The following is a 26,632-nucleotide window of genomic DNA, read 5'->3' on the forward strand; positions in this document are numbered from 1 at the left end:
GCCACTCACACGTCGACCAGCGCCGAAACGGGTCACTCGGCTGCGGCGACGGTCGTGGTCTTCTCCGGCTGTGAGTCGCCCGACGCAGCACCGCGCTTGGCGCTGCCGCGACGACGACGACGTCGACGCGGGCGCTCACCGCCGGCGGAATCGCTACCGTCGGCCGTACCGGCCCCCGCGTCTGTGGTGTTCTTGCCCGACGTCTGATTGTCGGCGGCGTCGTCCGAGGACTGCGCCGCTCCGTCGGAGGACTTGCCGCCGCGGGTACGTCGACGCACCCGGTTCGACTTCGGACGCTGCGACCTGCTCGTGCGCTCCTCGCGCTCACCGGATGGCTTCGGCGTGGCGATTCGTCCGGTGGCCGATTCCGGGATCGAGAGCTCTTCGCGCAGATGCTCCGAGGTCGAGTAGGTCTCCACCGGCGCCGGCACATCGAGACCCAGCGCCGAGTTGATCAGCTCCCAGCGATGCAGCTCATCCCAGTCGACCAGGGTGATCGCGATGCCGGTCCGGCCGGCACGTCCGGTGCGGCCGATGCGGTGCACGTAGGTCTTGTCGTCCTCCGGGCACTGATAGTTGATGACGTGGGTGACATCCTCCACGTCGATGCCGCGGGCTGCGACGTCGGTGGCCACGAGCACGTTGATGTCACCGTTGCGGAAACGCTTGAGTGCTTTCTCGCGCGCGACCTGTCCGAGGTCACCATGTACCGCGCCGACGGAGAAACCGCGTTCGGCGAGGTCGTCGGCGACCTTCTGTGCCGTGCGCTTGGTGCGGGTGAAGATCATCGTGGCGCCCCGGCCCTCGGCCTGCAGAATGCGTGCGACCAGTTCGGCCTTGTCGAGTGCGTGGGCGCGGTAGATGAACTGCGTGGTCCGCTCGTGGACGGCCGAGTCATTGGCGTGTTCGGCGCGGATGTGGGTCGGGCGGTGCAGGAACGTGCGGGCCAAGGTGACGATCGGACCCGGCATGGTGGCCGAGAAGAGCATGGTCTGCCGGGGTGTGGGCAGGGCTGCCATGATGCGTTCGATATCGGGCAGGAACCCGAGGTCGAGCATCTCGTCGGCCTCGTCGAGCACCAGCACGCCGACCTTGCCGAGGATGAGGTGGCCCTGCTGGGCGAGATCGAGCAGGCGGCCGGGAGTGCCGACGACCAAGTCGACGCCCGACTTGAGGTCGGCGATCTGCGACTCGTAGGGGCGCCCGCCGTAGATCGAGGTGATCTTGAGCGGACGGGTGGTGCCGTCGGCGAGGGTGACGTCGAGCTTCTTGGCCGCGACCTCGAGGTCGCCGGTCACCTGCAGACACAGCTCGCGGGTCGGCACGATGACCAGGGCGCGCGGAGTGTTGTCGAGTGGACGGAGACCCGATGCCTCGGCAGTCGCGAGACGATGCATCATCGGTACGCCGAATCCGTAGGTCTTACCCATGCCGGTACGGGCCTGACCGATCAGGTCGTCCCCGGACAGGGCCAGGGGAAGCGTCAGCTCCTGGATCGCGAAGGTATGTGTCTTGCCGTCGTCGGCGAGTGCCTCGACGATGCTGTCGTGCACGCCGAGTTCGGCGAAGGTGGGGGAGGTGTGGGTTTCGTCGACGATCGTCGTCTGGACGTCGTCACGGGAGTTGGTCCCGGTGGTATCGCTCATGTGAGGTTGTATGCCTTTCTGCATTTCCCGCACGCACGAAAGGCACCACAGTGGGGTCGAGCGGCCTGCGCCGGAAGGGCCCTGGTCGGGCCGCGTCGGTGGGTCCGGGAGGGACCGCGCAAACCGCGTTCGGTGACTGTGTGGTGGCTCCGCTCGGGCAGTGTCACCCGGCGACCAGTGCGCGCACATTGTCCGGTGACCGCGCGATGAAAGGGCCGCTCCGCCCGGCCGTGATGAGTCGTTGCCGGTCGGTTCGCCACCGAATCGTCATGATCGCGTCAGTGCACCGTCGTCCAGTGTACTTGGTGAACGTCGAGAGCCCGCATACCATCACCAGCATGTCGACTGCGCCGCACCCATCCGGAGTTTCCCCCGATCCCGCAGATGCCGCTGCGACCAGCGACGATGGCGGTGCCATCGGCAAGTTGTTCGCCGTCTTGCTGGCCGGTGAATACGCGGCTTTCTATCGCCTCATCGACGAGTCCCGGATGGCACCCGACGTCGCGAGCAAGGTGGCCATCGCCCGGATGGCGGCGTCGGAGATCAATCACTACGACACGTTGGCCGAGCAGGTCTGCGCGCGCGGCATCGACCCGATCGCGGCGGTCGAGCGTTACCGATCGATCTTTGACGACTACCACCGTGTTACCACCCCGAAGACCTGGTATGAGGCGCTGGTGAAGGCGTATGTGGGCGACGGACTCGCGGCCGACTTCTACACCGAGGTCTCGGGAGTTCTGCCCGCCGATGCGCAGACCGTCATCCGCGAGGTGATGGCCGAGACGGCCAACTCCCGGTTCGCGCGCGACCAGGTCGCGGCCGCCGTCGCCGCCGACCCGTCCTTGAGATCGCCGCTGATCCTGTGGGGCCGGAGATTGCTCGGCGAGGCCGTCACGCACGCCCAGTGGGTGCTCGCCGCCGAGGAGGAGGTCACCGACCTGCTGTTCGCCGGTTCGGCATCGCTTCAGGGTATTGCCGGATTCTTCGATGCGATCACCGCCGACCACGCCACCCGGATGGCCGAACTCGGTCTCGGTGGATAGGTCGGGTGGGGTCGAGGCTTCGCGTGTTGCGCTGTGAGCGGAGCCGATGTCGTCGGCGATCGGGTCTGATCTAGCCTGGATCAGCAGACAGTTGAGTGCCGTGTGCGCGGTTGGCCGCGACGCGGCGGATGACCTTCGGAAGGGTGGCCATGGCCGTTGAAGTGAAGATCGGAATCACCGACAGTCCTCGTGAGCTGTCCATCCAGACCACACTCACCAGTGACAAGGCGTACTCGGAGGTCGAGGCGGCGCTGTCGGGTTCCGGACAACTGCTCGCGCTCACCGACGACAAGGGCGCGCGCTTCCTGGTGCCGGTGACGAAAATCGCCTACGTCGAGGTGGGCAGTACCGAGAACCGGCGGGTGGGCTTCGTCGCCTCCTGACCCATCGGCTCCGATGTACGGCCGCTGTCGATGAGTGTCGACGGCGGCCGAAGTCGTTTCCGCAGCCGGCTCCGGGGAGAGCGTGGCGGTGTCGAGCGCTTCTCGGAGCTTCTCAGGCCAGGTCGTCGGAGTCGTCGTCGCCCGTCCCGATGCCCTGCAACGGCACGTGGGACAGCCCGCCCCACAACAGGGCGACCGTGGTGTCCACCGCGGCCCGCTTGTCGACCGGGCGTTTTGCCTCGAGCCAGTAGCGGGCGTTGACCTGGCTTGCGCCGACCAGCCCCGCAGCGAGCATCCGCGAGCGGTACGGGTCGAGGCCGGAGTCGTGCATGACCAGCCCGTAGACCGCGTCGACGCATGCCTCGGTGGCTCCCTCCACCCGCCGGATCACAGCGGGATCCTTGGCGTCGGAGGAGAAGATGAGCCGGTAGCCGGAGTTGTCCTGGTCGATGAAGTCAAAGAATGCCTCCACCGCGGCACGCACGCGCTGCTTGTTGTCGGTCGTGGTCAGCAGCGCGCGGTTGACGTCGCTGACGAGCTTCTCGGCGTGGGAGTCGACGACGGCGATGTAGAGGTCCAGTTTCGACGGGAAGTGCTGATACAGCACCGGCTTGCTGACTCCGGCATGCACGGCGATCTCGTCCATGCCCGCAGAGTGGTAGCCGCGCTCCACAAAGATCTCGCTCGCTGCATCGAGCAGCTGCATACGCCGGGCACTGCGCGGCAGTCGGGTGTTGCGCGCGGCACCGTTCGACGGGTTTGTGGTGGTCGACATGGGTAGAGCGTACTCGGCGACGATGCCGGGTCCCGTGGCCGCACGGCCCCATCGCGACACACCGTTCCACGCCTGCGCGTTTACCTGTGAGAAGGTTGAGCTGTGAGTCACCCAGGAGGCGGGCCGAACTCGCCGTACCCCGGGGCCGGAGGGCCCGGCGCGACCGGTGGGGGGATCGGGGCCGGGCGGACAACCGGCACGACCACGGGCATGCGCACCGGTGCCGGGTCGTCGGCGGAGCCCCCGCGGGCCAGACCGAAGCCGGACCAACCACTGCGTGCCCGGTGGGATCCCACCGACGACAGCGGACGGATCCGGGTCGATCGCGATGCACAGCCCGAGCGCAAGAAACAGAGCGCATTGGGTCGGTTCGTCGCCACCTATGGGTGGCGCGCCTATGCCATCCCGGTCTTGATCGTGCTGACCGTCGTGCTCATCGTGGTCACCGTGCGGTCCGCCGACGACACCGCCTTCGTGCCCGCCGCGGACGTCAACCCCGATGCGGCCTCACGCAACACCGACGTGAGCAAGGAGACCGGGCCGATCGGTGCCCCGACCGGAACCATCCAACCCGAGGCATTGCCCGCCGGGACACTGCCCGCCGGCGGGCCGTACACCGAAAAGGGGCGTGAGGTCTACCACGTGGTGCCCGGGGCCGGCAAGCAGGTCGGCACCGGCGGCGAGGTCTACACCTACACCGTCGAGGTCGAGAACGGCATCAACGCGCAGGACTTCGGCGGCGATCGGTCGTTCGCGAAGATGGTCGACGCGACCCTGGCGAATCCGCGCAGTTGGATCGGGGACGGGAAGGTCAGCTTCCGACGCATTGACTCCGGTGAGCCGGACCTGCGCATCACGCTGGCATCGCCGGCCACGACACGTGAGTTGTGCGGCTACCAGATCCAGCTGGAGACGTCGTGCTTCTATCCGCCGGAGGAGCGGGTGACGCTCAACGAGGCGCGCTGGGTACGTGGTGCCATCTCATATCAGGGTGACGACCTTCTTTACCGGCAGTACCTGATCAACCACGAGACAGGGCACGGCATCGGGTACGAGGCGCATGAACCGTGTAAAGAGAACGGCGCGCTGGCGCCGGTGATGATGCAGCAGTCGTTCGGGGTGGCCAACAGCGAGATCATGGCGCTCGACCCCGATATGCAGGCGAATCGCAGCTATGTGTGCAAGCCGAATCCGTGGCCGTTCCCCGACCTGTGATGCGGCCGTACGTGGCTGCGGAATGACCGTGCCGCCGCGGCTGTTGTGATCAGCAGACCGCTCTCGAACAACGACGTAGGAGGAGGCGCCCGTGTCGTCCTTGCCCCCGCTGGTGGAACCTGCAGCGGAACTGTCCAACGAAGAGGTGGCCCGATACAGCCGCCACCTGATCATCCCGGATGTGGGGATGGACGGCCAGAAGCGGTTGAAGAATGCCAAGGTGCTGGTGATCGGCGCGGGTGGTTTGGGATCACCCACGCTGCTGTACCTGGCTGCCGCGGGTGTCGGCACCATCGGCATCGTCGAGTTCGACGTGGTCGACGAGTCCAATCTGCAGCGTCAGGTCATCCACGGACAGTCCGACATCGGCCGGCCCAAAGCAGAGAGCGCCCGCGACTCCATCCTCGAGATCAACCCGTTCGTCACGGTCAACCTGCACGACGAGCGCCTGGAACCCGAAGGCGCCATCGAACTGTTCTCCCAGTACGACCTGATCCTCGACGGCACCGACAACTTCGCGACGCGTTACCTCGTCAACGATGCCGCCGTGCTCGCGCACAAGCCGTACGTGTGGGGGTCGATCTACCGGTTCGAGGGTCAGGCGTCGGTGTTCTGGGAGGACGCGCCGGACGGGCGCGGCCTCAACTACCGAGATCTGTATCCGCAGGCGCCGCCGCCCGGCATGGTGCCCTCGTGCGCCGAGGGCGGTGTGCTCGGCATTCTGTGCGCCTCGATCGGATCGATCATGGGTACCGAGGCGATCAAGTTGATCTGTGGCATCGGTGAACCGCTGCTGGGTCGCCTGATGGTCTACGACGCCCTGGACATGAGCTACCGCACCATCAAGATCCGCAAGGACCCCGAGGGTGAGCGGGTCACCGAGCTCATCGACTACGACGACTTCTGCGGGGTGGTCTCCGATGAGGCCGCCGATGCCGTGGACGGTTCGACGCTGACCGCCGCCGAGCTCAAGGAGAAGATCGACGCCGGCGATCGTGTCGCTCTCATCGATGTCCGGGAGCCGGTGGAGTGGGACATCGTCCACATCGACGGTGCCACGCTCATCCCCAAGGACGAGATCCTGTCCGGTGCCGGACTCGCCAAGTTGCCGCAGGATCGCCCAACGGTGCTCTACTGCAAGACCGGTGTTCGCTCGGCAGAAGCGCTCGCCGCGCTCAAGCGCGCAGGGTTCGCCGACGCCACGCACCTGCAGGGCGGGGTCACCGCGTGGGCCAACCAGGTGGACAAGACGCTGCCGGTTTACTGATCGGGCGCATTCTTGTGGTCCGGGGCGTGATTGGGGCCCAGATGCCCGCGTCGTTGCGGCGTTCTTCCTGCATCGCTCGGTAATCTCTGCAGATGTGAACACCGTCGAGCCACCCGAACACGTGTTGAACACGTTCGGGCTGACCGCACATCCGCCGATCCAGATGGGCGATTCCTGGGTCGGCGGTTGGCGGGTCGGTGAAGTCGTCTTGTCCTTGGTGCCCGACCACGCGCGGGCCGCATGGTCGGCGTCGGTCCGTGAATCGCTCTACGTCGAGGGGTTGCGGATCGCGCGACCGTTCCGCGCCACCGACGGCCGATATGTTGTGTCCGGGTGGCGAGCGGATACCTATATCGCCGGTGCGCCAGAGCCGCGGCACGACGAGGTCGTCCTGGTGGCCGATCGCCTGCATGCGGCCACCGCAACGCTGGACCGGCCACGGTTCCTGTTGCAATCGCCGGCGCCGCCGCATACCGACGTCGACGTGTTCACCGCCGCCGATCGTGCGGCGTGGGAGGACGTCCCGTTGCGCACGGCCCGGGCGGCCGGCATGGGGGAGCCGACGTCGCCGGATGGTGCGCAGAGCGTCGAGATGCTGAAAACCCTTGCCACCCTTCGTAAGAACGTGTCGCTGCAGTCGCAAGTGGTGCACGGTGACCTTTTCGGCACCGTCCTGTTCGCCGGTGCCGCCGCGCCGGGCATCACCGACATCGTGCCGTACTGGCGGCCCGCGTCCTGGGCGTCAGCGGTGGTTGTGGTGGATTCGCTCGCCTGGGGTGGCGCTGACGACGACCTCGTGCGACGCTGGGCGGATCAGTCGGAATGGCCGCAGATGATGCTGCGGGCAACCATGTTCCGTCTGGCGGTCCACGCGTTACATCCGCGTGCCACCGCCGGCGCACTGCCCGGGCTGCAGCGGGTCGTCGATCTCGTGCGCTTGATGCTGTAGGCGCAGGTCAGAGTCTTCTGGTCCTTCTCACACGCGCGTCCTCGCGATGTGAGCACAACGTGACTCTTCGGTCACGCGAGGGAAAATCCCGGCAACACACGCTGCCTAACTTTGAGTCCAATCGTCCGACAGAGTCGTCGGTCACTGCGTCCACAACAACGATTGGATGACTCATGCCCGTACTTCCCGCATCCGTGCGGACCGCGCTCGCGCGTGACCACCGGATCACCGACTGGGATCCCGAGGACCGCACAGCCTGGGACAACGGTAACGCCGCCATCGCCAGGCGAAACCTGGTGTGGTCGGTGATCTGCGAGCACGTCGGCTTCTCGGTGTGGTCGCTGTTCTCGGTGATGGCCCTGTTCATGGGCCCGGAGTATGGCATCAGCCTCGATCAGAAGTTCATCATCGCGGCGACCGCCACTTTCGTCGGCTCCTGCCTGCGCATTCCCTACACCCAGGCGACCGCGCGGTTCGGTGGCCGCAACTGGGCGATCTTCAGCGCCATCGTGCTGCTGATCCCGACGGCGCTGACCATGATGCTGATGATGAACCCGGGCGAGTTCGGATTCGGCTGGTTCCTCGGCGTCGCCGCACTGACCGGTTTCGGCGGCGGCAACTTCGCCTCGTCGATGACCAACATCAACGCCTTCTATCCGCAGCGGCTCAAGGGCTGGGCGCTGGGTCTCAACGCCGGCGGCGGCAACATCGGTGTGCCGGTGGTGCAGCTCATCGGCCTCGCGGTCATCTGGCTCGCCTCCGATCAGCCTGAGATCGTCTGTGCCATCTATCTGGTGGCTCTCGCCGTGGCCGGTGTCGGCGCGGCGATCTACATGGACAACCTCGATCACCAGACTTCCAGCGGCCGCGCGATGATCGACTGCCTCCGGCACAAGGACACCTGGCTGATCTGCCTGCTCTACATCGGCACCTTCGGATCGTTCATCGGTTTCGGATTCGCTTTCGCGCAGGTCCTCAACATCAGCTTCACCGAGGCCGGCGCCGAGAAGCCCGCGCTGGCCGCCGCCACGATCGCCTGGATCGGGCCGCTGCTCGGCTCTGTGTCGCGCCCCTACGGCGGCAAACTCGCCGACCGCGTCGGCGGCGGCAAGGTGACGCTGTACTGCTTTGCCGCGATGACGCTGTCCGCCGCGATCCTGGTCATCGCCGGCACCGTCGCCGACAGCAATGGTCAGATCAGCGGGGGTGTGCTCAGCGCATTCGTCGTCGGCTTCATCCTGCTGTTCCTGCTCTCGGGAATCTCAAACGGTTCGGTCTACAAGATCATCCCGACCATCTGGGAGAACAAGTCCAAGGAGCTCACCGGCCTGAACGCGTTGGGCAAGACCAAGTGGTCGCGCAGCATGTCCGGTGCCCTCATCGGCATCGCCGGTGCGGCAGGCGGTCTCGGTGGCGTCGGCATCAACCTGGTGCTTCGGGCGAGTTATCAGTCGAATCAGTCGGCGACCGTTGCCTTTTGGATCTTCATGGGCTTCTACGTGCTCGCTGGAGTCATCACCTACGTGTTCTACGTCCGACGTCCGATGGTGATCAGCGAGACCACCGATCTGCAGGTCGCCGCCGACACGGTCGGTGCCGGCGAGACGACAGACGGCTCCGGGCCCGCCGACAAGGCGATGGCCTGAGCCAGACCAGCTCAGAATCAACAAGGAGTAACCAGTGACCAGCGAATCCAAGACCGTAGTCGTGGTCGGCCACGGCATGGTGGGTCACCGCTTCGTGCAGACCCTCCGTACCCGCGACATCAACGACACCTGGCGGATCGAAGTTGTTTCCGAAGAGGCCGATCCCGCCTACGACCGCGTCGGACTGTCCTCGTATGTCGGTGCCTGGCAGCGGAATTCGCTGGCACTGGATGGCAACACCTACGCGGGTGACGATCACGTCGTGACCCACCTGGGTGAAGTCGTGACCGACGTCGACCGCGCCGGCCGGCGGGTGGTGACGTCGGCGGGACGGGAAATCGACTATGACGCTCTCGTGCTCGCCACCGGGTCATATGCCTTCGTCCCGCCGGTTCCCGGACACGACAACGACAAATGTTTCGTCTATCGCACGCTCGATGATCTGGACGCCATCCGGACGGCCGCCGAGGCAGCCGGACCGGGTGCGCCCGGCATCGTCGTGGGCGGCGGTCTGCTGGGACTGGAGGCGGCCAATGCGCTGAAGCTGATGGGGATGACCCCCCATGTGGTGGAGTTCGCGCCACGGTTGATGCCCATGCAGGTCGACGACGGGGGCGGGTCGGTCCTGGAGAACCTGGTGACCGACCTGGGGTTGACTGTGCACACCGGCGTCGGAACGGCCGACATCGCCGATTCCGACTCCGGCGGGCTCACCGTGACGCTCAGCGACGACAGCGAGATCGATGCCGCCCTGGTCGTGTTCTCGGCGGGCGTGCGGCCGCGCGACCAGGTGGCCCGCGACGCCGGTCTTGCGGTCGGCGAACGTGGCGGCGTGCTGGTCGACACCTCATGCCGAACCGATGATCCCGACGTGTTCGCGATCGGGGAGGTCGCCGCAGTCGAGGGTCGTTGCTACGGGCTGGTCGCGCCCGGATACAGCACCGCCGAGGTGGTGGCCGACCAACTCCTCGGGCAGCAGTCCACTTTCCCCGGTGCGGACATGTCGACCAAGCTCAAATTGCTCGGTGTCGACGTGGCCAGCTTCGGTGACGCCATGGCGACCACCGAGAACGCGCTGGAGATCGTCTACCACGACCCCGTTGCCGGGCGGTACGCGAAAGTGGTGGTCTCCGATGACGCCAAGACACTGCTCGGCGGCATCCTCGTGGGTGATGCGTCGGCATACGCGCTGCTCAAACCGATGGTGGGCAGCGAGATCCCGGGTGACCCGGCTGCGCTGATCGCGCCGGCCTCGGGTCCCGCGGTCGGCGTGGACGCGCTGCCCGACGAGGCCGAGATCTGTTCGTGTAACGGCGTTTCCAAGGGAACCATCTGCTCGGCGATCGCCGACGGCGCCTGCGAGATCGCCGACATCAAGAAGACCACCTGCGCCGGAACCACCTGCGGTGGCTGTCTGCCCAGCGTCAAGTCGCTACTGGCGGCCTCTGGTGTGGAACTGTCCAAGGCCCTGTGCGAGCACTTCGAGCAGTCGCGCGCCGAACTGTACGAGATCATCTCGGTCACCGGTATCCGCACGTTCTCCGAGATCATCGACCGCTACGGCAGCGGTCAAGGCTGCGACATCTGCAAGCCGACGGTGGCGTCCATCCTGGCCTCCACGTCGAGCGACCACATCCTCGACGGCGAGCAGGCGTCCCTGCAGGACACCAACGACCACTTCCTCGCCAACATGCAGAAGAACGGCTCCTACTCGGTCGTCCCGCGCATGCCGGGCGGGGAGGTGACCCCCGAACAGCTCATCGTGATCGGTGAGATTGCCCGTGACTTCGGTCTGTACACCAAGATCACCGGTGGTCAGCGCATCGACCTCTTCGGCGCCCGCGTTGACCAGCTCCCGGAGATCTGGCGTCGCCTCGTCGACGCCGGCATGGAATCCGGGCACGCCTACGGCAAGAGCCTGCGCACGGTGAAGAGCTGCGTCGGGTCCACCTGGTGCCGCTACGGTGTGCAGGATTCCGTCGGCATGGCCGTCCTTCTGGAGAAGCGCTACCGGGGCCTGCGGTCGCCGCACAAACTGAAGTTCGGTGTGTCGGGCTGTGCCCGCGAATGCGCCGAGGCGCGGGGCAAGGATGTCGGTGTCATTGCCACCGAGAACGGGTGGAACCTCTACGTGGCCGGTAACGGCGGACAGAGCCCGAAACACGCCCAACTGCTGGCCAGCGGAGTGGATGACCAGACGCTGGTCGCCTACATTGATCGGTACCTGATGTTCTATATCCGCACCGCCGATCGCCTGCAGCGTACCGCGCCGTGGCTGGAGGCGATGGAGGGCGGACTCGATCATCTGAAGGCGGTGGTCTGCGACGACAGCCTGGGTCTCGCGGCCGATCTCGAAGCGGCCATGGAACGCCACGTCGAGGGCTACCGCGACGAGTGGGCAGCGGTACTCGAGGACGAGGATAAGCTCAAGCGCTTCGTCTCGTTCGTCAACGCACCGGAGGTGGTCGATCCGACGATCCAGTTCACCGACACCGACGTCGAGCGCAAGATCCCGGTGCTGCTCGACATGCCGTCGATGCCCGGCCGCGTCGACACCGAGTCCGCCACCAACGACGCAACAGAACGTGAAGGAGTGCCGACATGACAGTCGCTGCGCGATCGACGGCGAACCAACCCGCTGACCCGACCACGCATGCCGAGGCCGTACCCGGACAGTGGATCCGTGCGTGCGCCCTGGCCGATCTCGCCATCGGACGAGGGGCTGGTGTGTTGGGTCCGGACTTCGAGCAGGCCGCGCTCTTCCGCATCCCGGCGGTGGAGACCGACCGAGAAGCGGTGGTGGGACGGACCCGGCTGTACGCCATCGGCAACATCGACCCGTTCGCACGCGCAGCGGTGCTGTCCCGCGGCGTCACCGGCGACCGCGGTGGCGAGCCGACCGTTGCCAGCCCGCTGGGCAAGCAGGTGTTCTCGCTGCGCTCCGGCATCTGCCTCGACGACGAAGCGATGTCGGTGCCCAGCTACGCCGTACGGGTGGTCGACGACATTGTCGAGGTGTACTTCCAGCGCCGATGAGCAACAGCAAAGACACGGCCCTCGCCGACGACGCCGAGGCCCTACCACTGGCCGGATTCACCATCGGGATCACCGCGGCGCGGCGCGCCGAGGAATTCGCTGCGCTGCTCGAACGCCGGGGTGCCGAGGTGATGGCCGCTCCGACGATCCGGATCCTGCCGCTCGTCGACGACACCGAACTCGAGCAGGTGACCGAGACGATCATTGCCGATCCACCGGAACTGATGGTCGCCACCACGGGTATCGGCTTTCGTGGCTGGGTGGAGGCCGCCGACGGCTGGGGCGGGGCCGAGCCGCTGATCAGCGCGTTGGGAAAGAGTCGGCTCATCGCCCGGGGACCGAAGGCCAAGGGCGCGATTCGGGCGGCCGGGTTGCGCGAAGAGTGGTCTCCGGGAAGCGAGTCGTCGTCGGAGGTGCTCGACCGGTTGCTAGCCGAGGGGGTCGAGGGCGTGCGGATCGCGGTCCAGTTACACGGGGCGACCACCGAATGGGAGCCCTTGCCGGACTTCTGCGCAGTGCTGCGTGCCGCTGGCGCCCAGGTGCTACCGATCCCGGTGTATCGCTGGAACATGCATCCTGACGTCGATCGGATCGATCGCATGATCGGCGCAGTGGTACGCGGCGATCTCGACGCGATCACCTTCACCAGCGCGCCGGCCGCGGCTTCGATCCTCACGCGCGCCAAAGAACTCGGCAAGCTGCCGCAGTTCGTGCACGCGATGCGGACGGCGGTGCCGGTGATGTGCGTGGGTTCGGTCACCGCCGGTCCGTTGGAGGCGTTGCAGATCCCGACCAGTTATCCGAAACGGTATCGACTCGGCGCCTTGGTGCGGTTGATCACCGACGAGTTGCCCCGGAGAAGTCACAACTTGCGAGTTCACGGTCACGACACCGCCATCCGCGGTCAGGCGGTGATCGTCGACGGCGCGCTGCGTGATATGTCGGCGACCAGTTTGATCATGCTCAAGGCACTGGCTGCCTCGCCCGGTCGGGTGGTCTCGCGCCACGAGCTGCTGGCCGGACTGCCCGGCGACAGCTCCGACACCCACGCCGTGGAAGTGGCAGTGGCCCGGCTGCGCAATGCACTCGGTGATCCGAAGATGATCCAGACCGTGGTCAAGCGGGGATATCGACTCGCTGTCGACCTGGAATACGAGGGGGAAGAGGACGGGGAATGAGGCATCGACACACTCGTCAGTACCTGCCGTTCGGTGACCGGCTGCGTGACGTCAGCCCGGTGCTGGTCGCTCACGGCACCCGTAACCCGCACGGCGTCAGCGTGATCGCCGAGATCGCCGAGGCCGTCGGAAAGCAGGTGGGTACCACCCGCACCGCCTTCGTCGACGTGCTCGGCCCCACCCCGGCCGAGGTCATCGCCGATGTCGACCGCCCGGCGGTGTTGGTACCGGCGTTCCTGGCGTCGGGGTATCACGTCCGCAAGGATCTGCCGCAGCATGTCGAGGCAGCGGGGCGTTGCGACACGATCGTCACCCGGGCGCTCGGGCCGGATCCGGCCATCGCCGATGTGGCCCGCCTGCGGCTCGTCGAGGCCGGTTGGGAGCCGGGTGACTCGGTGGTGCTGGCCGCGGCCGGCTCGTCTGACGAGAGCGCTTGCGGCCAAGTGCATCTCGCCGCCCGGCAGCTCGAGTCGATCATCGGCGGACGTGTCGAAGTGGGCTTCATCACCACCGCGACGCCGTCGGTTCCCGAAGCTGTCGAACGGGCATCGCGGAACGGACGCCGCGTGGCCATCGCGAGTTATCTGCTGGCGCCTGGGTTATTTCATCAGCGACTGCACACCTACGGTGCCGATGTCGTCGCCGAACCGCTCGGAGCCGATCAGCGCATCGTGGACCTCATCGTCACGCGCATGCGCGCCGCGATCAGCCCATACCGTCGTCAGGCGCCGGTCAGCGGCTGACCCCGATGGCGACTTCCGGTGGTCGAGTAGCCGCGAACGGAGTGAGTGGCGTATCGAGATCACATCACCGCTCCCGCCAGAGCGCCGATCACCCCGCTCAGTCATCGATGCCAGGTCTCCAGCGGCACTCGCGGAGGACGACCCGCCCGTCTCGGATGGGAACGCCCTCGGCGTGCAGCCTCGCCAACTGTCGCTCGGCCAGGTGTGGGGTCGGGCGGCCCGAGGCCGGGACCACGCGATGCCAAGGGAGGTCACCGGAGTCGGTCCGCATGATCGTGCCGACGATGCGCGGGCTGGACAAGCCGGCCGCATGGCCGAGGTCACCGTAGGTGGTCACCATGCCTTCCGGGATCGCCGCGACCAGTCCCCGCACCCGCTCCACGTCGTCATCAGTGATGGCGGCCATCTCAGACCTGCTCGAGAGTCTCGCGGATCAACGTCGCGGTGAGTTCCGGCTCCAGGTACGGCACCATGTGCCCGCAGTCGGCATGTACCACCCGAATCGACTCCGCGTCCGCGCAGGATGCGAGGAAGTCGGGGCCCACGAACGGTGGCCGGACGCGATCGGCCACCACGACCACCGTCGACAGTCCGGTCGGTGGGAGCAACGCCTCGCGGGCCATCTCACTCCACGCCGTGGCCGCCGCCGGCGCACTCACCCGCCATCCCACCCGGCCGTTGGCCAGGGCAATGAGGTGTTCATCGATCTCCTTGTCCAACAGTGCCTCCGGGATGTCCGCCCACCCCTCGCCGCGTTTCGCCGACCGGGCGTGATCGGCGTCGGCGTAGTCCCAGTGGGCCAGGCTGTCGGTGGCGACCTCCAGCGCCCACGAGGGGTCGAGACCCTGCGCCGGGTCGAGCAACACCAACCCCGCGACCGCATCGCCGAGACGATGGGCCAGCCGGACGGCGAGCGCTCCGCCGAACGAGTGACCGACGATCACGAACGGACGCGCAGAGGCAGGGATGTGCTCGTCGACAACTGCGACCAACGCGTCGACGTGGTCTTCGTAGGACCACGGCGGTGTCCACGGCGAGTGGCCGTGGCCGAGGAGATCAGGTGCGATCAGGCGCAGGTCGGGTAGCTGGTCGCCGGCCAGTGCCGCCCACCGGCGGCCGTGGCCGGTGAGGCCATGGATGGCCAGGACAGCTGCGGCGTCGCCGGTATCGGGTCCGAATGTGTGGGTGGTCAACGGCATGACGCCATCCTGCCGTAGCAGCGTGGCGACTGCGTTGGCACGCCATCTTCACGGTGCTGCTCGCCGAGGCTGTCGGTGGCGCGTGCTTCCATGGGGACATGGCCCGACGCAGCGATTCCCACCCCACCGCGGGGACGGCGCTGCGTACCCGACTGACCGCGGCACCGGGCGCCGACGACCGTACGCGGCAATGGCCCGCGGAGGTCACCGAGGTGATCGAATCGGCGGTGACGCGGGATTCGTCGCGGTCGTGGTCGCCTGTCCGGGTACACGGTGGCCCGGGTACGGGAAAGACGTCGGTCATCGTCGACGCCGCGGTCGCGCGGCTGTTGCGTGACGATGTGGATGCCGAGTCCGTTCTGGTGCTCGCGGCGTCCCGACGTGCCGCGGCCTCGTTGCGAGAAGAGATCACCCGACGGGTGTTGTCGGCGACCTCGGGGGGTGCGGACGGTGGCGTCGAGAACCGCGCGCTGCGTGAACCATTGGTGCGCACCGTGCACTCCTACGCCTTCGCGGTGTTGCGGCTGCAGGCCTCCGCGCACGGCAATCCGCCGCCCCGCCTGATCACCGGGTCCGAGCAGGACATGGTGCTGCGCGAACTGCTGGCCGGCGACATCGAGGACGGCGCCCGGTACTGGCCGGAACGGCTGCGGCCGGCGCTGGGCACCGATGGATTCGCACAGGCACTGCGCGACCTGATGATGCGGGCTGCCGAGCGTGGCGTGGGACCCGAGGAACTGACCGCGCTGGGACGCGAACACCGCCGGCCGGAATGGGTGGCGGCCGGTCGTGCCTACGCACAGTACGAGCAGAACATGTTGTTGCGCGGCGCAGTCGGTGCCGACGCCCCCGGCGCATCGGCGCCCGCGGTGGATGCGGCCGAACTCATCGGTTCGGCGCTGTCGGCGTTTGCGACCGATCCGGATCTGCTCGCCGGGCAGCGCCGACGAATTCGGCATCTGCTGGTCGACGACGCTCAGCACCTCGACCCGCAGGCGGCGGCGTTGGTGACGTTGATCGGGACGGGCGCGGATTCGACGATCATCGCAGCGGACACCGATCAATCGGTGTTCGGTTTTCGCGGGGCCAGTCCGCGATTCGCCGACGAGCTGACCGACCTCGGCACTCCGCGAGATGTTCTGCTGGAAAAGACTTTCCGCAACCATCCCGAAATCGCGGCGGTCGGTGCCGCGCTCACAGCTCGGCTGCCCGGCGCCCGGTCGCACCCGTATCCGAGGCCGACCGACGAGGCCGACGGCGATGACACGGATCCATTGCCCGGGGGTGCGGAGGTGAAGGTCTTCAGCTCGGCGGCCAAGGAGGCGACCGCCGTCGCCGACCTGTTGCGTCGCGCGCATCTGTTCGGTGGTGTGCCGTGGTCGCGGATGGCGGTGGTGGTGCGGTCGGTGTCGCTGGCCTTGCCTGCGTTGCGGCGCGCCTTCCGCTCGGCCGGGGTGCCGGTGACGACGCCCACCAGCGATCTGCCGTTGCATCGCCAACGGGCCGTCGGCGCCCTGATGGGTGTCCTACGCGTGGTGGCCGCGCGGGATCTGGCGCAGCGGGAGTCGGCCGAACGGGAGCTGGCCGGACAACCGGCTGATCGCGACAGGGCGGATGGCGGACCGGCAGCGCCGGACGCTGTGGACAAATCGGCGGTGGACGACGGATCGGCCGCGGACCATGAGTTCACGATCGACGATGCGGTGGCCCTACTGGGTGGTCCGGTCGGTGGCGCCGATCCCGGCGCGATGCGCCGACTACGTCGCGGTGTGCGGCGTCTCGACGAGCGCAGCGGGGGAGGCGCGGCCACCGATTCGCTGATCGCGATTCGGCGGGCGTTGCTCGACCCTGTCGTCGCCGCCCGCTACATCGCGGCGCTGACCGAGGCCGAGGCCCGCCCGCTGGTGCGCACTCTCGACGTCATAGCGGCCGCCGATCGTGCCCATCGCGCTCGACGTGGGGTCGAGGAGACACTCTGGGCGGCATGGCAGGCCACCGGCCTGGAACGACGGTGGGCGGCGAGCGCGATCCGTGGCGGACCGGCGGGTGAGCAGGCCGACCGCGATCTCGACGCCGTGATGGCCATGTTCGAGGCCGCCGCCAATTTCGTCGACACTTTGCCCGCGGCGGGGCCGGCCGGATTCGTGCGGTACCTGGCGGCGCTGCAGATTCCGCGGGACAGTCGGTTGGCCGGCTCGGCCAACGACGCGGTCACGGTGCTCTCGGCGCACGCTGCCGCCGGCCGCGAGTGGGACGTGGTGGCCGTGGCCGGGGTTCTCGATGGGCTGTGGCCGTCATTGCGCAGTCGTGGCAGCGTGCTGGCGACCGGACAACTCGTCGACCTGCTCGACGGTCTCGACCCGGATGCCCTGGACACGGTCGCGCGATCGCGGTCGGCGCTCGCCGACGAACGCCGATTGCTGCTGGTGGCGTGTACTCGCGCGCGTCGTCGACTGCTCGTCACCGCGGTGGAGGACGGCGGCGGTGATGCCTCGCCGTCGCGGTTCGTCGTCGAGATCGCCGACGCCATCCGTCGGTTCCGGGGCACCGCGCTGCCCGATGCCGACGATCTCGGTGCCGACGGCACGGCGGACACGGCATTGGCCGAATTGCCTCTGGACCCGGGGGTCGACCGCGTGCTGTCGCTGCCGTCGTTGGTGGCGACGCTGCGCTCCGAGGTGGTCGGTGACACCGGTCCCGACGGTCCGGGAGAGAAAGCCCGCGCGGCCGCAGAACTTCTTGCCCAACTGTCGGATTCCGATATCCCTGGTGCCGCGCCCCGGGACTGGTACGGCCTGGGCGGGCCCAGCGCCGAGATCGCGTTGTGGGCTCCCGACCGGGGGCCGGTGACGTTGTCGCCCTCAAACGTCGAGGCGCTGACCCGGTGTTCGTTGCGATGGGTGCTCGAGCGTCATGGCGGCCGCGACGGGGACGGGACGCCGGCGCTGACCGGCAGCCTGGTCCACACGCTCGTCCAGGCGGTCGCCGGCCAGATCGAACCGGCTGAGGTCACCGCCGCGCTGCGCGGCATCTGGGATCGGGTGGACACCGGCGCGGCGTGGTACTCGGTCCGTGAACTCGAACGCGCCGAAGCGATGCTCACCAACTTCCGGGACTGGCTGCGGATCTCACGCGACGAGCTGTCCGAAGTGGGGGTGGAGGCCGATATCGACGCGACGGTTCCGGTTGACGCGGACGAGCAGGAGATGGCGGTGCGGCTGCGGGGTCGGATCGACCGGCTCGAGCGCGATCATCAGGGCCGTCCGGTGGTGGTGGACGTGAAGACGGCCAAGACGGCGATCACCAAGGCCGACGCCCAGGAGCACGCCCAGCTGGCCACCTATCAGCTGGCGTTGGCCCTCGGCGGGGCGACGAGTGGACAGTCCGAGCCGGTGCAGCCCGGCGGTGGACGGCTGGTGTACGTGTCGTCGGCGAACAAGAACACCGGCGCGGCCGAACGTGTCCAGGAGCCACTGAGCACCGAGCAGGTCGACGAGTGGATATCGGTGGTGCGCAATGCCGCCCGTGCCAGCGTCGGTCCGGTGTTCGCCGCCACGCGCAACCCCGGGTGCAGTCATTGCGCGCTGGCGTCGAGCTGCCCGGCCCAGCTTCGTGGGAAGACGGTGATCGATGACTGAGCGGTCCACGATCTCGGCCGTCGCGATCGCCGCCGCCCTGGGTTTGCCGACTCCGACGCCCGAACAGGTCGCGGTGATCGAGGCGCCGATGGAGCCGGTGTTGGTGGTGGCGGGCGCCGGTGCGGGCAAGACCGAGACCATGGCCTCTCGGGTGGTGTGGCTGGTGGCCAACGGTCTCGTCGCTCCCGACGAGGTGCTGGGCCTGACGTTCACGCGGAAGGCGGCCAGTGAGCTCGGCGCGCGTATCCGGCGAAGACTGTCGATGCTGGCGGGGTCCCCGGCGTTGCGCGGCTGGGATGTCGACGGTGCCATCGCCGCCCGGCTCAGCGGCGGTGACCCCGAGGTGAGTACCTATCACGCCTATGCCGGGCGGCTCATCGCCGACTACGGTCTGCTGCTGCCGGTGGAACCCAACTCCACACTCCTGTCGGAGACGGAGTTGTGGCAGATGGCGTTCTCGGTGGTGTCCAACTGGACCGGCGAGCTGCAGACCACCAAGGTGCCGGCCAGCGTCACCGAAGCGGTGCTGAAGCTCTACGGCGACATGGCCGAGCACCTGGTCGACTTCGACGACCTCCGTCGCGCCGGTGACGACCTATACCAGCTGATCGACACACTGCCGAAGGGACCGCGTCAGCGCGACACCCCGACTCAGGCGTTGCTGAAGATCCAGGACGTCATCGACGAGCGGCGCGAACTCATCCCGATGGTCATCGCGCTGGGTGAGACGATGCGGGCGGCGACGGCCCTCGATTTCGGCAGCCAGATGTCCCTGGCGGCCCGGCTGGTGATGCGGAACCCGGAAGTCGCCGCTGCCGAACGCACCTCGTTCAAGGCGGTGTTGCTCGACGAGTACCAGGACACCGGCCACTCGCAGCGCATTCTGCTCGCCACACTGTTCGGCGTGGCGCCGGGCGCGCCGAAACGGTCGGCGCGCGGATCGGTCGCGGTTACCGCGGTCGGCGATCCCATCCAGTCGATCTACGGCTGGCGTGGGGCCTCGGCGGCCAACCTGCCTCGCTTCACCGACGACTTCCGTCAGTCCGACGGCACCCCTGCGGTGCGCCTGGAATTGCTGACGAGTTGGCGTAATTCGGCACACGCTCTGCGGTTGGCCAACCAGACATCCGAAGAGCTGCGGCGCCGCGGCATCCCGGTCAGTGTGTTGCGGCCCCGGCCGGACGCGCCCACAGGCACCGTCGACCTCGCCCTCACCGAGACCGTCGTCGACGAACGGCGCTGGATCGGCGAACACGTCGAACGCCTCTACCGAGGCGCCGAGGCGGCCGGTGAGCCGCCACCGACCACCGCGATCCTGGTGCGCCGCAACGACGATTCGGCGCCCTTGGCGGCCGAACTGGAGAGCCGTGGCATTCCTGCCGAGGTGGTCGGCATCGGCGGACTGCTGCACGTGCCGGAGATCGAGGACGTGGTGGCAATGCTGCGCCTGATCGCCGATCCGATGGCCGGTACGGCGGCGATGCGGTTGCTGACCGGCGCCCGATGGCAACTCGGCGCGGGCGACCTCGCGTCACTGTGGAAACGGGCCACCGAGCTCGCAGCCGTCGAGTTCACTGCCGCCAACGGCATCGTCGCCTCGCGCGAGGCGCTCGACAAAGCGTTGGATGCGGTGCTGCCCACCGAGATCGTGGATCGCGCAGGCATCGCCGATGCGTTGGTCGACCCGGGAGAGCCACATCGATACAGCGAGGAGGGTTTTCGGCGTATTCGGACGTTCGGCGCCCAATTGGAGTCGCTGCGCCGCCGGATCGGCCAGCCGCTGCCCGAATTGGTCGCCGACGTGGAGAACACCATCGGAGTGGCCGTGGAGGCGCAGATCCGGGCGCGCCGGATGCGTGGTGCCATCACCGGCCGTGAGCACCTCGATGCATTCGCGGAGTACGTGACCACCTACGCCGAACGGTCGGGTGCGAATCTGCCCGGCCTGTTGGCGTTCCTCGACACCGCCGAGACCATCGAGAAGGGGCTCGAGCCCGGTCGCATCGAGGTCGCCGAACAACGCGTGCAGATCCTCACCGTCCATGCCGCGAAAGGCCTGGAGTGGGACGTCGTGGTGTTGCCTCATCTGTGCCACAACATCTTTCCGGGCGGACGTGCCGACAGCACCTGGTTGGGTAGTGCCAAGGAACTGCCCGCGCAATTGCGCGGCGACCTCGCCGACGGTGCGAACGCGGAGGGCTTCCCGCCGCTCGACCTGCACGCGGTCGCCGACCGCAAGGAACTCGAAGTGGCGCTGACCGAGCACAAGGAGGCCATCGCGCAGCGCCGGCTCGAAGAGGACCGGCGGCTGCTCTATGTCGCGCTCACCCGAGCCAAGGAGACGTTGCTGATCTCCGCCCACCACTGGTCGGAGAGCGGCGACCGACCGCGCGGTGGGTCGGAGTTCTTCGCCGAGATCCGCGCGATCGTCACCGCGGCGATCGACGATCCGACCGTCGACTCGACCGGCATGGCGATCGATGTCGACGCCGACGATCCGGCGCAGGACGCAACCAATCCGTTGGCCGACGAGATCGTGAGCGCGCCGTGGCCTCGGGACGTGCTGGGGGAGCGGCGAGACGCGGTCGACGCCGCGGCACGACTGGTGGAAGACGCGATCGCCGCGCGCGGCACACCGACGCTGTTCGAGGCGTCGGCCACTGACATCACACCCGGGTCCGGAGCGTCGGTGACCTCGGAAGCAGACCTGACCGAGTCGGCTCGGGAGATCGCCGCCTGGCGCGCCGAGGTGGACGCTCTGCTGGCCGAGCACCACCGCATCAACACCGCGGAGGTCGACGTGGCGTTGCCGACGCACCTGTCGGTCAGCCAGCTCGTCGAACTCGACGCCGACGAGGCGGCCTTCGCGCGGCGGCTGCGTCGCCCCACCCCATTCGCACCCAACCCGACCGCGCGCCGCGGCACCGCCTTCCACGCCTGGGTGGAGGGCTGGTTCGGCGCCACCCGTCTCCTCGACATCGACGAACTGCCCGGTGCGGCCGACGCCCCCGCGGCTCCCGACACCGACCTCGAGGAGCTGCGTGCGTCCTTCCTCGCGTCGCGCTGGGCTCAGCGCAGCCCCACCGAGGTCGAGGTGCCATTCGAGACGGTCATCGGTCCCACCGTGATCCGCGGCCGCATCGATGCGGTGTTCGCCGAATCCGATGGCGGCTGGCTGGTGGTGGACTGGAAGACCGGTTCGGTGCCCGAGCCGGCCCGCCGCGAGTCGCTGTTCGTGCAACTCGCCGCCTACCGGATCGCCTGGGCGCAGTTGGCCGGGGTCCCGCTGGAGAAGGTGCGCGCGGCATTTCACTACGTGCGGTCCGGCTACACCCTGGAACCCGATGACCTGCCCGATCGGCCTGCACTCGCGGCTTTGCTCGCGAAATGAGCTAGATTCGCCTCGTGAACGAACGGCGGCACATTTGAGACGACCTCGTGGATTCGGCAGCCGGCTACGATCCGAGCACTTGTCGGAGGGGCCCGACTACGCACTGGTCGGGGTCGTCCGCATCCCGGAACTGCAACAGAGTCCGGGACGGGCGATCGGCAAGCGCGTCGTGTTCGCGGTCATCGCCCTGTTCCTGACGTCGGTGATCGTGTTCCTCGACCGGGACGGCTACAAGGACTCCCAAGGCGGGGAGCTCTCGTTTCTGGATGCTCTGTACTACTCGGCGGTGACGTTGTCGACCACCGGATACGGCGACATCACCCCGGTGACCCCGTTTGCCCGCCTGATCAATCTGCTGGTGATCACCCCGCTGCGCGTGCTGTTCCTGATCGTGTTGATCGGCACCACGCTCGAGGTGCTGACCGAGCGATCCCGGCAGGCCCTCAAGATCCAGCGTTGGAGGAACAGCGTGCGTAACCACACCGTCGTGATCGGATTCGGCACCAAGGGACGAACCGCGGTGGACGCGATGATCGGTGACGGCATCAAACCGGCCGAGATCGTCGTGGTCGACGCCGATGCCGATGTGCTCGAGGCCGCGGCCGCAGACGGGCTTGTCACCGTCCGCGGCGACGCCACCAAGTCCGACATCCTGCGCTTGGCGGGGGTGGCCCATGCGGCGAGCATCGTGGTGGCCGCCAACCGCGACGACACCGCCGTCTTGGCCACCCTGACCGCCCGCGAACTCAATCCCCGGGCCAAGATCGTCGCGTCGATCCGCGAGTCGGAGAACACCCACCTGATGCGTCAGTCGGGTGCGAACTCGGTTGTCGTGTCGTCGGAGACCGCCGGCCGGCTGCTCGGCATCGCCACCATGACCCCGTCGGTGGTGGAGGTGATCGAGGACTTGCTCACCCCCGACGCCGGCTACGCCATCGCCGAACGCGAAGTCGACCCCACCGAGACCGGCGGATCTCCGGCGCACACCCGCGACCTCGTGCTCGGGGTGGTGCGCAACGGCGTCTTGCATCGCGTGGACGACAGCGAGGTCGAACAAATCGAGGTCGGCGACCGACTGCTGTATGTGCGCAAGGGAGGTCAGGACTGATGACCCACTTCACGCTGGCCCGACCGCCGCTGCTGGCGCAGGCCAGGTTCGACCGGGCCGACGAGATCCGCGACGACCCGGACCGGATGCAGTCGGGTTGGCCAACGGCGCGGGTGCTGCAGATCGATCAGGCCGGGCGGTATCCGCTGGCCGACGACGGTGGCCTGCGATGGATCGAGGCCACCGACCTCGGTGACCGACCGCCGGTGGACGCGGTGTTTCTCGGCGTCGGGAGCAGCGACCTGTGGACAGTGCGGGTCAGCGAACTCGACGGCCGCACCGACGATCCGCGCCGCGGCGCCCACGGGCTGACCGCCGACGACGCAGGTCTGCTGGTGACGGCCCTGGGTATTCTCAATTGGCATGCCACCGCGGCGTTTTCGCCGGTGGATGGCACGCCCACCCGACCGGCGCGGGGCGGTTGGGTGCGCCGGCACCCGGACACCGGTGTAGACGAGTTCCCGCGCACCGATCCGGCGATCATCACCGTCGTCCACGACGGGGCCGACCGGGTCCTGTTGGGGCGACAGTCGGTGTGGCCCGACGGTTGGTATTCGACGCTCGCCGGATTCGTCGAGCCCGGTGAGTCGCTGGAGCAGTGTGTTCTGCGGGAGGTGTACGAGGAGGTCGGCATCACCGTTGCCGAGCCGCGGTATCTGGGCAGCCAGCCGTGGCCGTTCCCGCGGTCGCTGATGCTCGGTTTCTCTGCTCTCGGCGACCCCGCCACGCCGCTGCAGTTCTTGGACGGTGAGATCGGCGACGCGGCCTGGTTCGAGCGTGCCGAGGTGATCGAGGCGCTCGAGAACGGCAGCGAGTGGGTCCGTGGCGACGGCGCGGTGGGCACCAGCTCCGACGGACGCCGACTCCGGCTACCCGGCTCGATCTCCATCGCCCGTTCGCTGATCACGGCGTGGGCCTACGCCGAGCACTGAACTGTCCGGACACCGAGCCGTCCGGTCTCGAACCCGATGAGTGGGAACAGCAGCGGGATTCGTGCTGTTATGGGGGACATGAGCAACGTGATCGACGACGACGCCTCGGCCCGGGTTTCCGACACCGGCGAACTGACCATGTACACCACGAGTTGGTGTGGTTTCTGTGCCCGCCTCAAGACCGGGCTCAAGAGTCTCGGTCTGACCTGGCAGGAAGTGGACATCGAGCTGAATCCGGACGCCGCCGAATTCGTCGGCAGCGTCAACGGCGGCAACCACGTGGTTCCGACCGTGCTCTACGCCGACGGCACCACTGCGACCAACCCGTCGGTGGCCGATGTCAAGGCCAAGCTCGGCGTCTGAGCCACCCGGAGCGGGCCCGTTCGCGATGTCGGCGACCGATGGCATAGTGAACCGGTGCCCGATCCTCACCGCATCCTCGACGGTCTCGACCCCGAGCAGCAGCGGGCGGTGATGGCACCCCGTGGGCCGGTCTGTGTGCTGGCCGGTGCCGGAACCGGCAAGACCCGCACCATCACTCGCCGCATCGCTCACCTGATCGACAGCGGTCAGGTGAGTCCGGGCCATGTTCTGGCGGTGACCTTCACCACCCGGGCGGCCGGCGAGTTGCGGTCGCGGCTGCGCGCGTTGGAGATCAGCGGTCCGGGGGTGTCGGTTCAGGCTCAGACCTTCCACGCCGCGGCTCTCCGTCAACTGCGCTATTTCTGGCCGCGCGGCCTGACCTGGGAACTGCTCGATCACAAACTGCCGGTGGTGGCCCACGCCGCACGCGGGGTCGGGGTGACCACCACGAGTGAATCGCTACGCGATCTGGCCACCGAGATCGAGTGGGCGAAGGGCTCGCTCATCAGCCCGGCCGACTACCCGGCTCGCGCCGCCACCGCCGGCCGGGACGCGCCGTTCGGTCATGACGTGGTCGCCGCGGTCTACGACGCGTACGAGGCGGCGAAACGCGACGGTTCGCACCTGTTGCTCGATTTCGACGACCTGATCATCTATGCCGGCGAGATCCTGCGCGAGCCGGATGCCGCGGCCAACTTCCGCGCCCGTTACCGCTGTTTCGTCGTCGACGAGTACCAGGACATCACCCCGGTGCAACAGCGCCTGCTCGATTCCTGGCTCGGCGAACGCGACAACCTGACCGTGGTCGGCGACGCCAACCAGACCATTTACTCCTTCGCCGGGGCCACCGCCGACTATCTGCTGGGTTTCACCCGTCGCTTCCCGGAGGCCACCCTCGTCCGCCTCGAGCGTGACTATCGGTCCACACCGGAGGTCGTCGCCGTCGCCAACCAGGTCATCGGGGCGGCCGAGGAACGCAGCCCGGGTACGCGTCTCGAACTGATCGGTCAGCGTGATAGGGGACCGGCCCCGCGGCCGGCCGAGTTCGCCGATGACATGCGTGAGGCGCGCGGGGTGGTTGCGCAGATCAAACACCTGGTCAACGCGGGCACCCCGCCCGCCGAGATCGCGGTCCTGTACCGGGTCAACGCGCAATCGGAGCGGTTCGAGGAGGTGCTGACCGAGGCCGGCATTTCTTATCAGGTCCGCGGCGCCGAGGCATTCTTCACCAGGACCGAGATCGTGCAGGCCATGCGCAAACTCACCGACGTCGCCGCTCGCGACGATCTGCCGGCGGACGCCGATACCGCCCGAGTGGTGCGCGCGGTGCTGGCGCCGCTCGGACTCGGCGCCGACGAGCCGGCCGGCCCGCACGCCAAGGCCCGGTGGGAATCCCTGCGGGCGTTGATGTCCGTCGTCGACGAACTACTCGCAGACGAGCCGGGCATGTCGTTGCGCAGGCTGGTGTCCGAGCTGACCACGCGTGCCGAGGAACGCCACACACCCGAACGCACCGGGATCACCTTGGCGTCGCTGCATGCGGCCAAGGGACTGGAATGGGATGCGGTCTTCCTCGTCGGGCTCACCGAGGGATCGGTACCGATCGCACAGGCGATCAGCAACGGAGCCGAGGCCATCGAGGAAGAGCGTCGGCTGTTCTATGTGGGCATCACCCGCGCGCGGGTGCATCTGTACCTGTCGTGGAGTCTGTCGCGCACCGGGGCGGGTCGCGTCACGCGTCGCCGGACCCGCTTCCTGGACGGGATCGAACTGGACCCGCGACGCAGTGGTCGCTGTGTCGAGTGCGGCGCCGACCTGGTGAACCCGGAGTCGCGGGTGCGTGGCCGGTGCGGCAGCTGTCGCATCGAAGAGCAGGGTGACGAACTGCTGGCGGCACTGCGCGCCTGGCGCCGTGACCACGCACAGGAGCGCGGTATCGGCGAACTGGCCGTGCTCACCGACGCGATGCTGGAGGCGATCGCCGATCGCCGTCCGGCCGACACCGCGGCGTTGGGGTCCATCCCCGGGATCGGGCCGGTGAAGCTGGAGCAGTTGGGTGGCGCGGTTGTGGAGTTGGTCCGGGCGCGAGGGGGCGCTCGCCGCGGATGACCGGTGGTCCA

Annotated in this window: 20 protein-coding genes; 16 read left to right on the forward strand and 4 right to left on the reverse strand. The window is 67.9% G+C overall.

Going from position 1 to position 26,632, the window contains the following annotated elements:
* Window positions 1-32: 32 nt before the first annotated feature.
* Window positions 33-1,646 (reverse strand): DEAD/DEAH box helicase, encoded by a 1,614-nt coding sequence (locus tag OSB52_RS14315; RefSeq protein WP_266062353.1) that lies wholly within the window; start codon window positions 1,644-1,646, stop codon window positions 33-35.
* Window positions 1,647-1,984: 338 nt separating this feature from the next.
* Here OSB52_RS14315 and OSB52_RS14320 point away from each other — a divergent pair, with 338 nt between their 5' ends.
* A complete protein-coding gene (locus tag OSB52_RS14320; RefSeq protein ID WP_266062354.1) occupies window positions 1,985-2,689 on the forward strand; it encodes a ferritin-like fold-containing protein in 705 nt (234 codons plus the stop codon).
* 149 nt (window positions 2,690-2,838) lie between these two features.
* Entirely contained in the window at window positions 2,839-3,072 is a 234-nt protein-coding gene (locus OSB52_RS14325; protein ID WP_235724600.1) for a DUF3107 domain-containing protein, read from the forward strand.
* Between the two features lie 112 nt (window positions 3,073-3,184).
* Here OSB52_RS14325 and fasR read toward each other — a convergent pair whose 3' ends face one another.
* Window positions 3,185-3,847 (reverse strand): HTH-type transcriptional activator FasR, encoded by a 663-nt coding sequence (gene fasR, locus OSB52_RS14330; protein ID WP_235724599.1) that lies wholly within the window; start codon window positions 3,845-3,847, stop codon window positions 3,185-3,187.
* 210 nt (window positions 3,848-4,057) lie between these two features.
* Between fasR and OSB52_RS14335 the strand changes: the two genes are divergently transcribed.
* The 8 genes from OSB52_RS14335 to OSB52_RS14370 all read left to right on the forward strand — a co-directional run bounded on the left by OSB52_RS14335 (window position 4,058) and on the right by OSB52_RS14370 (window position 13,881).
* Complete coding sequence (locus OSB52_RS14335; RefSeq protein ID WP_235724627.1) at window positions 4,058-5,062, forward strand: DUF3152 domain-containing protein; 1,005 nt, start codon at window positions 4,058-4,060, stop codon at window positions 5,060-5,062.
* 91 nt (window positions 5,063-5,153) lie between these two features.
* Entirely contained in the window at window positions 5,154-6,329 is a 1,176-nt protein-coding gene (moeZ, locus tag OSB52_RS14340; RefSeq protein ID WP_266062357.1) for an adenylyltransferase/sulfurtransferase MoeZ, read from the forward strand.
* 94 nt (window positions 6,330-6,423) lie between these two features.
* Entirely contained in the window at window positions 6,424-7,278 is an 855-nt protein-coding gene (locus OSB52_RS14345) for a TIGR02569 family protein (protein ID WP_266062359.1), read from the forward strand.
* A 173-nt stretch (window positions 7,279-7,451) separates the two neighbouring features.
* Window positions 7,452-8,924: a nitrate/nitrite transporter gene (locus tag OSB52_RS14350; RefSeq protein WP_266062361.1), complete on the forward strand. Its 1,473-nt coding sequence runs from the start codon at window positions 7,452-7,454 to the stop codon at window positions 8,922-8,924.
* Window positions 8,925-8,958: 34 nt separating this feature from the next.
* Window positions 8,959-11,529: a nitrite reductase large subunit NirB gene (nirB, locus tag OSB52_RS14355; protein WP_266062362.1), complete on the forward strand. Its 2,571-nt coding sequence runs from the start codon at window positions 8,959-8,961 to the stop codon at window positions 11,527-11,529.
* Entirely contained in the window at window positions 11,526-11,960 is a 435-nt protein-coding gene (gene nirD, locus OSB52_RS14360) for a nitrite reductase small subunit NirD (protein ID WP_235724594.1), read from the forward strand. The genes nirB and nirD overlap by 4 nt, the downstream gene beginning before the upstream one ends.
* On the forward strand, window positions 11,957-13,138 hold the full coding sequence (locus OSB52_RS14365) for a uroporphyrinogen-III synthase (protein ID WP_266062364.1): 1,182 nt from the start codon (window positions 11,957-11,959) through the stop codon (window positions 13,136-13,138). The genes nirD and OSB52_RS14365 overlap by 4 nt, the downstream gene beginning before the upstream one ends.
* Entirely contained in the window at window positions 13,135-13,881 is a 747-nt protein-coding gene (locus OSB52_RS14370) for a sirohydrochlorin chelatase (protein ID WP_266062365.1), read from the forward strand. Before OSB52_RS14365 ends, OSB52_RS14370 begins: the two co-directional genes overlap by 4 nt.
* Before the next feature lie 97 nt (window positions 13,882-13,978).
* Here OSB52_RS14370 and OSB52_RS14375 read toward each other — a convergent pair whose 3' ends face one another.
* Both OSB52_RS14375 and OSB52_RS14380 read right to left on the reverse strand, forming a co-directional pair.
* Window positions 13,979-14,287: an MGMT family protein gene (locus OSB52_RS14375; RefSeq protein ID WP_266062367.1), complete on the reverse strand. Its 309-nt coding sequence runs from the start codon at window positions 14,285-14,287 to the stop codon at window positions 13,979-13,981.
* 1 nt (window position 14,288) lies between these two features.
* Entirely contained in the window at window positions 14,289-15,080 is a 792-nt protein-coding gene (locus tag OSB52_RS14380; protein WP_266062369.1) for an alpha/beta fold hydrolase, read from the reverse strand.
* 98 nt (window positions 15,081-15,178) lie between these two features.
* Here OSB52_RS14380 and OSB52_RS14385 point away from each other — a divergent pair, with 98 nt between their 5' ends.
* The 6 genes from OSB52_RS14385 (at window position 15,179) to OSB52_RS14410 (ending at window position 26,621) form a co-directional block, all read left to right on the forward strand.
* Window positions 15,179-18,718 (forward strand): ATP-dependent helicase, encoded by a 3,540-nt coding sequence (locus OSB52_RS14385; protein WP_266062371.1) that lies wholly within the window; start codon window positions 15,179-15,181, stop codon window positions 18,716-18,718.
* Window positions 18,711-22,109 (forward strand): ATP-dependent helicase, encoded by a 3,399-nt coding sequence (locus OSB52_RS14390; protein ID WP_266062372.1) that lies wholly within the window; start codon window positions 18,711-18,713, stop codon window positions 22,107-22,109. Before OSB52_RS14385 ends, OSB52_RS14390 begins: the two co-directional genes overlap by 8 nt.
* 79 nt (window positions 22,110-22,188) lie before the next feature.
* The gene (locus tag OSB52_RS14395; protein WP_235724587.1) at window positions 22,189-23,217 is read left to right on the forward strand and encodes a potassium channel family protein; all 1,029 of its coding nucleotides are present in this window, start codon (window positions 22,189-22,191) and stop codon (window positions 23,215-23,217) included.
* Window positions 23,217-24,149: an NAD(+) diphosphatase gene (nudC, locus tag OSB52_RS14400; RefSeq protein ID WP_266062374.1), complete on the forward strand. Its 933-nt coding sequence runs from the start codon at window positions 23,217-23,219 to the stop codon at window positions 24,147-24,149. The genes OSB52_RS14395 and nudC overlap by 1 nt, the downstream gene beginning before the upstream one ends.
* Window positions 24,150-24,227: 78 nt before the next feature.
* Window positions 24,228-24,512, forward strand: a complete 285-nt coding sequence (locus tag OSB52_RS14405) for a mycoredoxin (protein ID WP_266062376.1) — start codon at window positions 24,228-24,230, stop codon at window positions 24,510-24,512.
* A 54-nt stretch (window positions 24,513-24,566) separates the two neighbouring features.
* Window positions 24,567-26,621: an ATP-dependent helicase gene (locus OSB52_RS14410; protein WP_266062379.1), complete on the forward strand. Its 2,055-nt coding sequence runs from the start codon at window positions 24,567-24,569 to the stop codon at window positions 26,619-26,621.
* Window positions 26,622-26,632: the final 11 nt, after the last annotated feature.

The organism is Gordonia aquimaris, assembly GCF_026262595.1.
Taxonomy (GTDB): Bacteria; Actinomycetota; Actinomycetes; order Mycobacteriales; family Mycobacteriaceae; genus Gordonia; species Gordonia tangerina.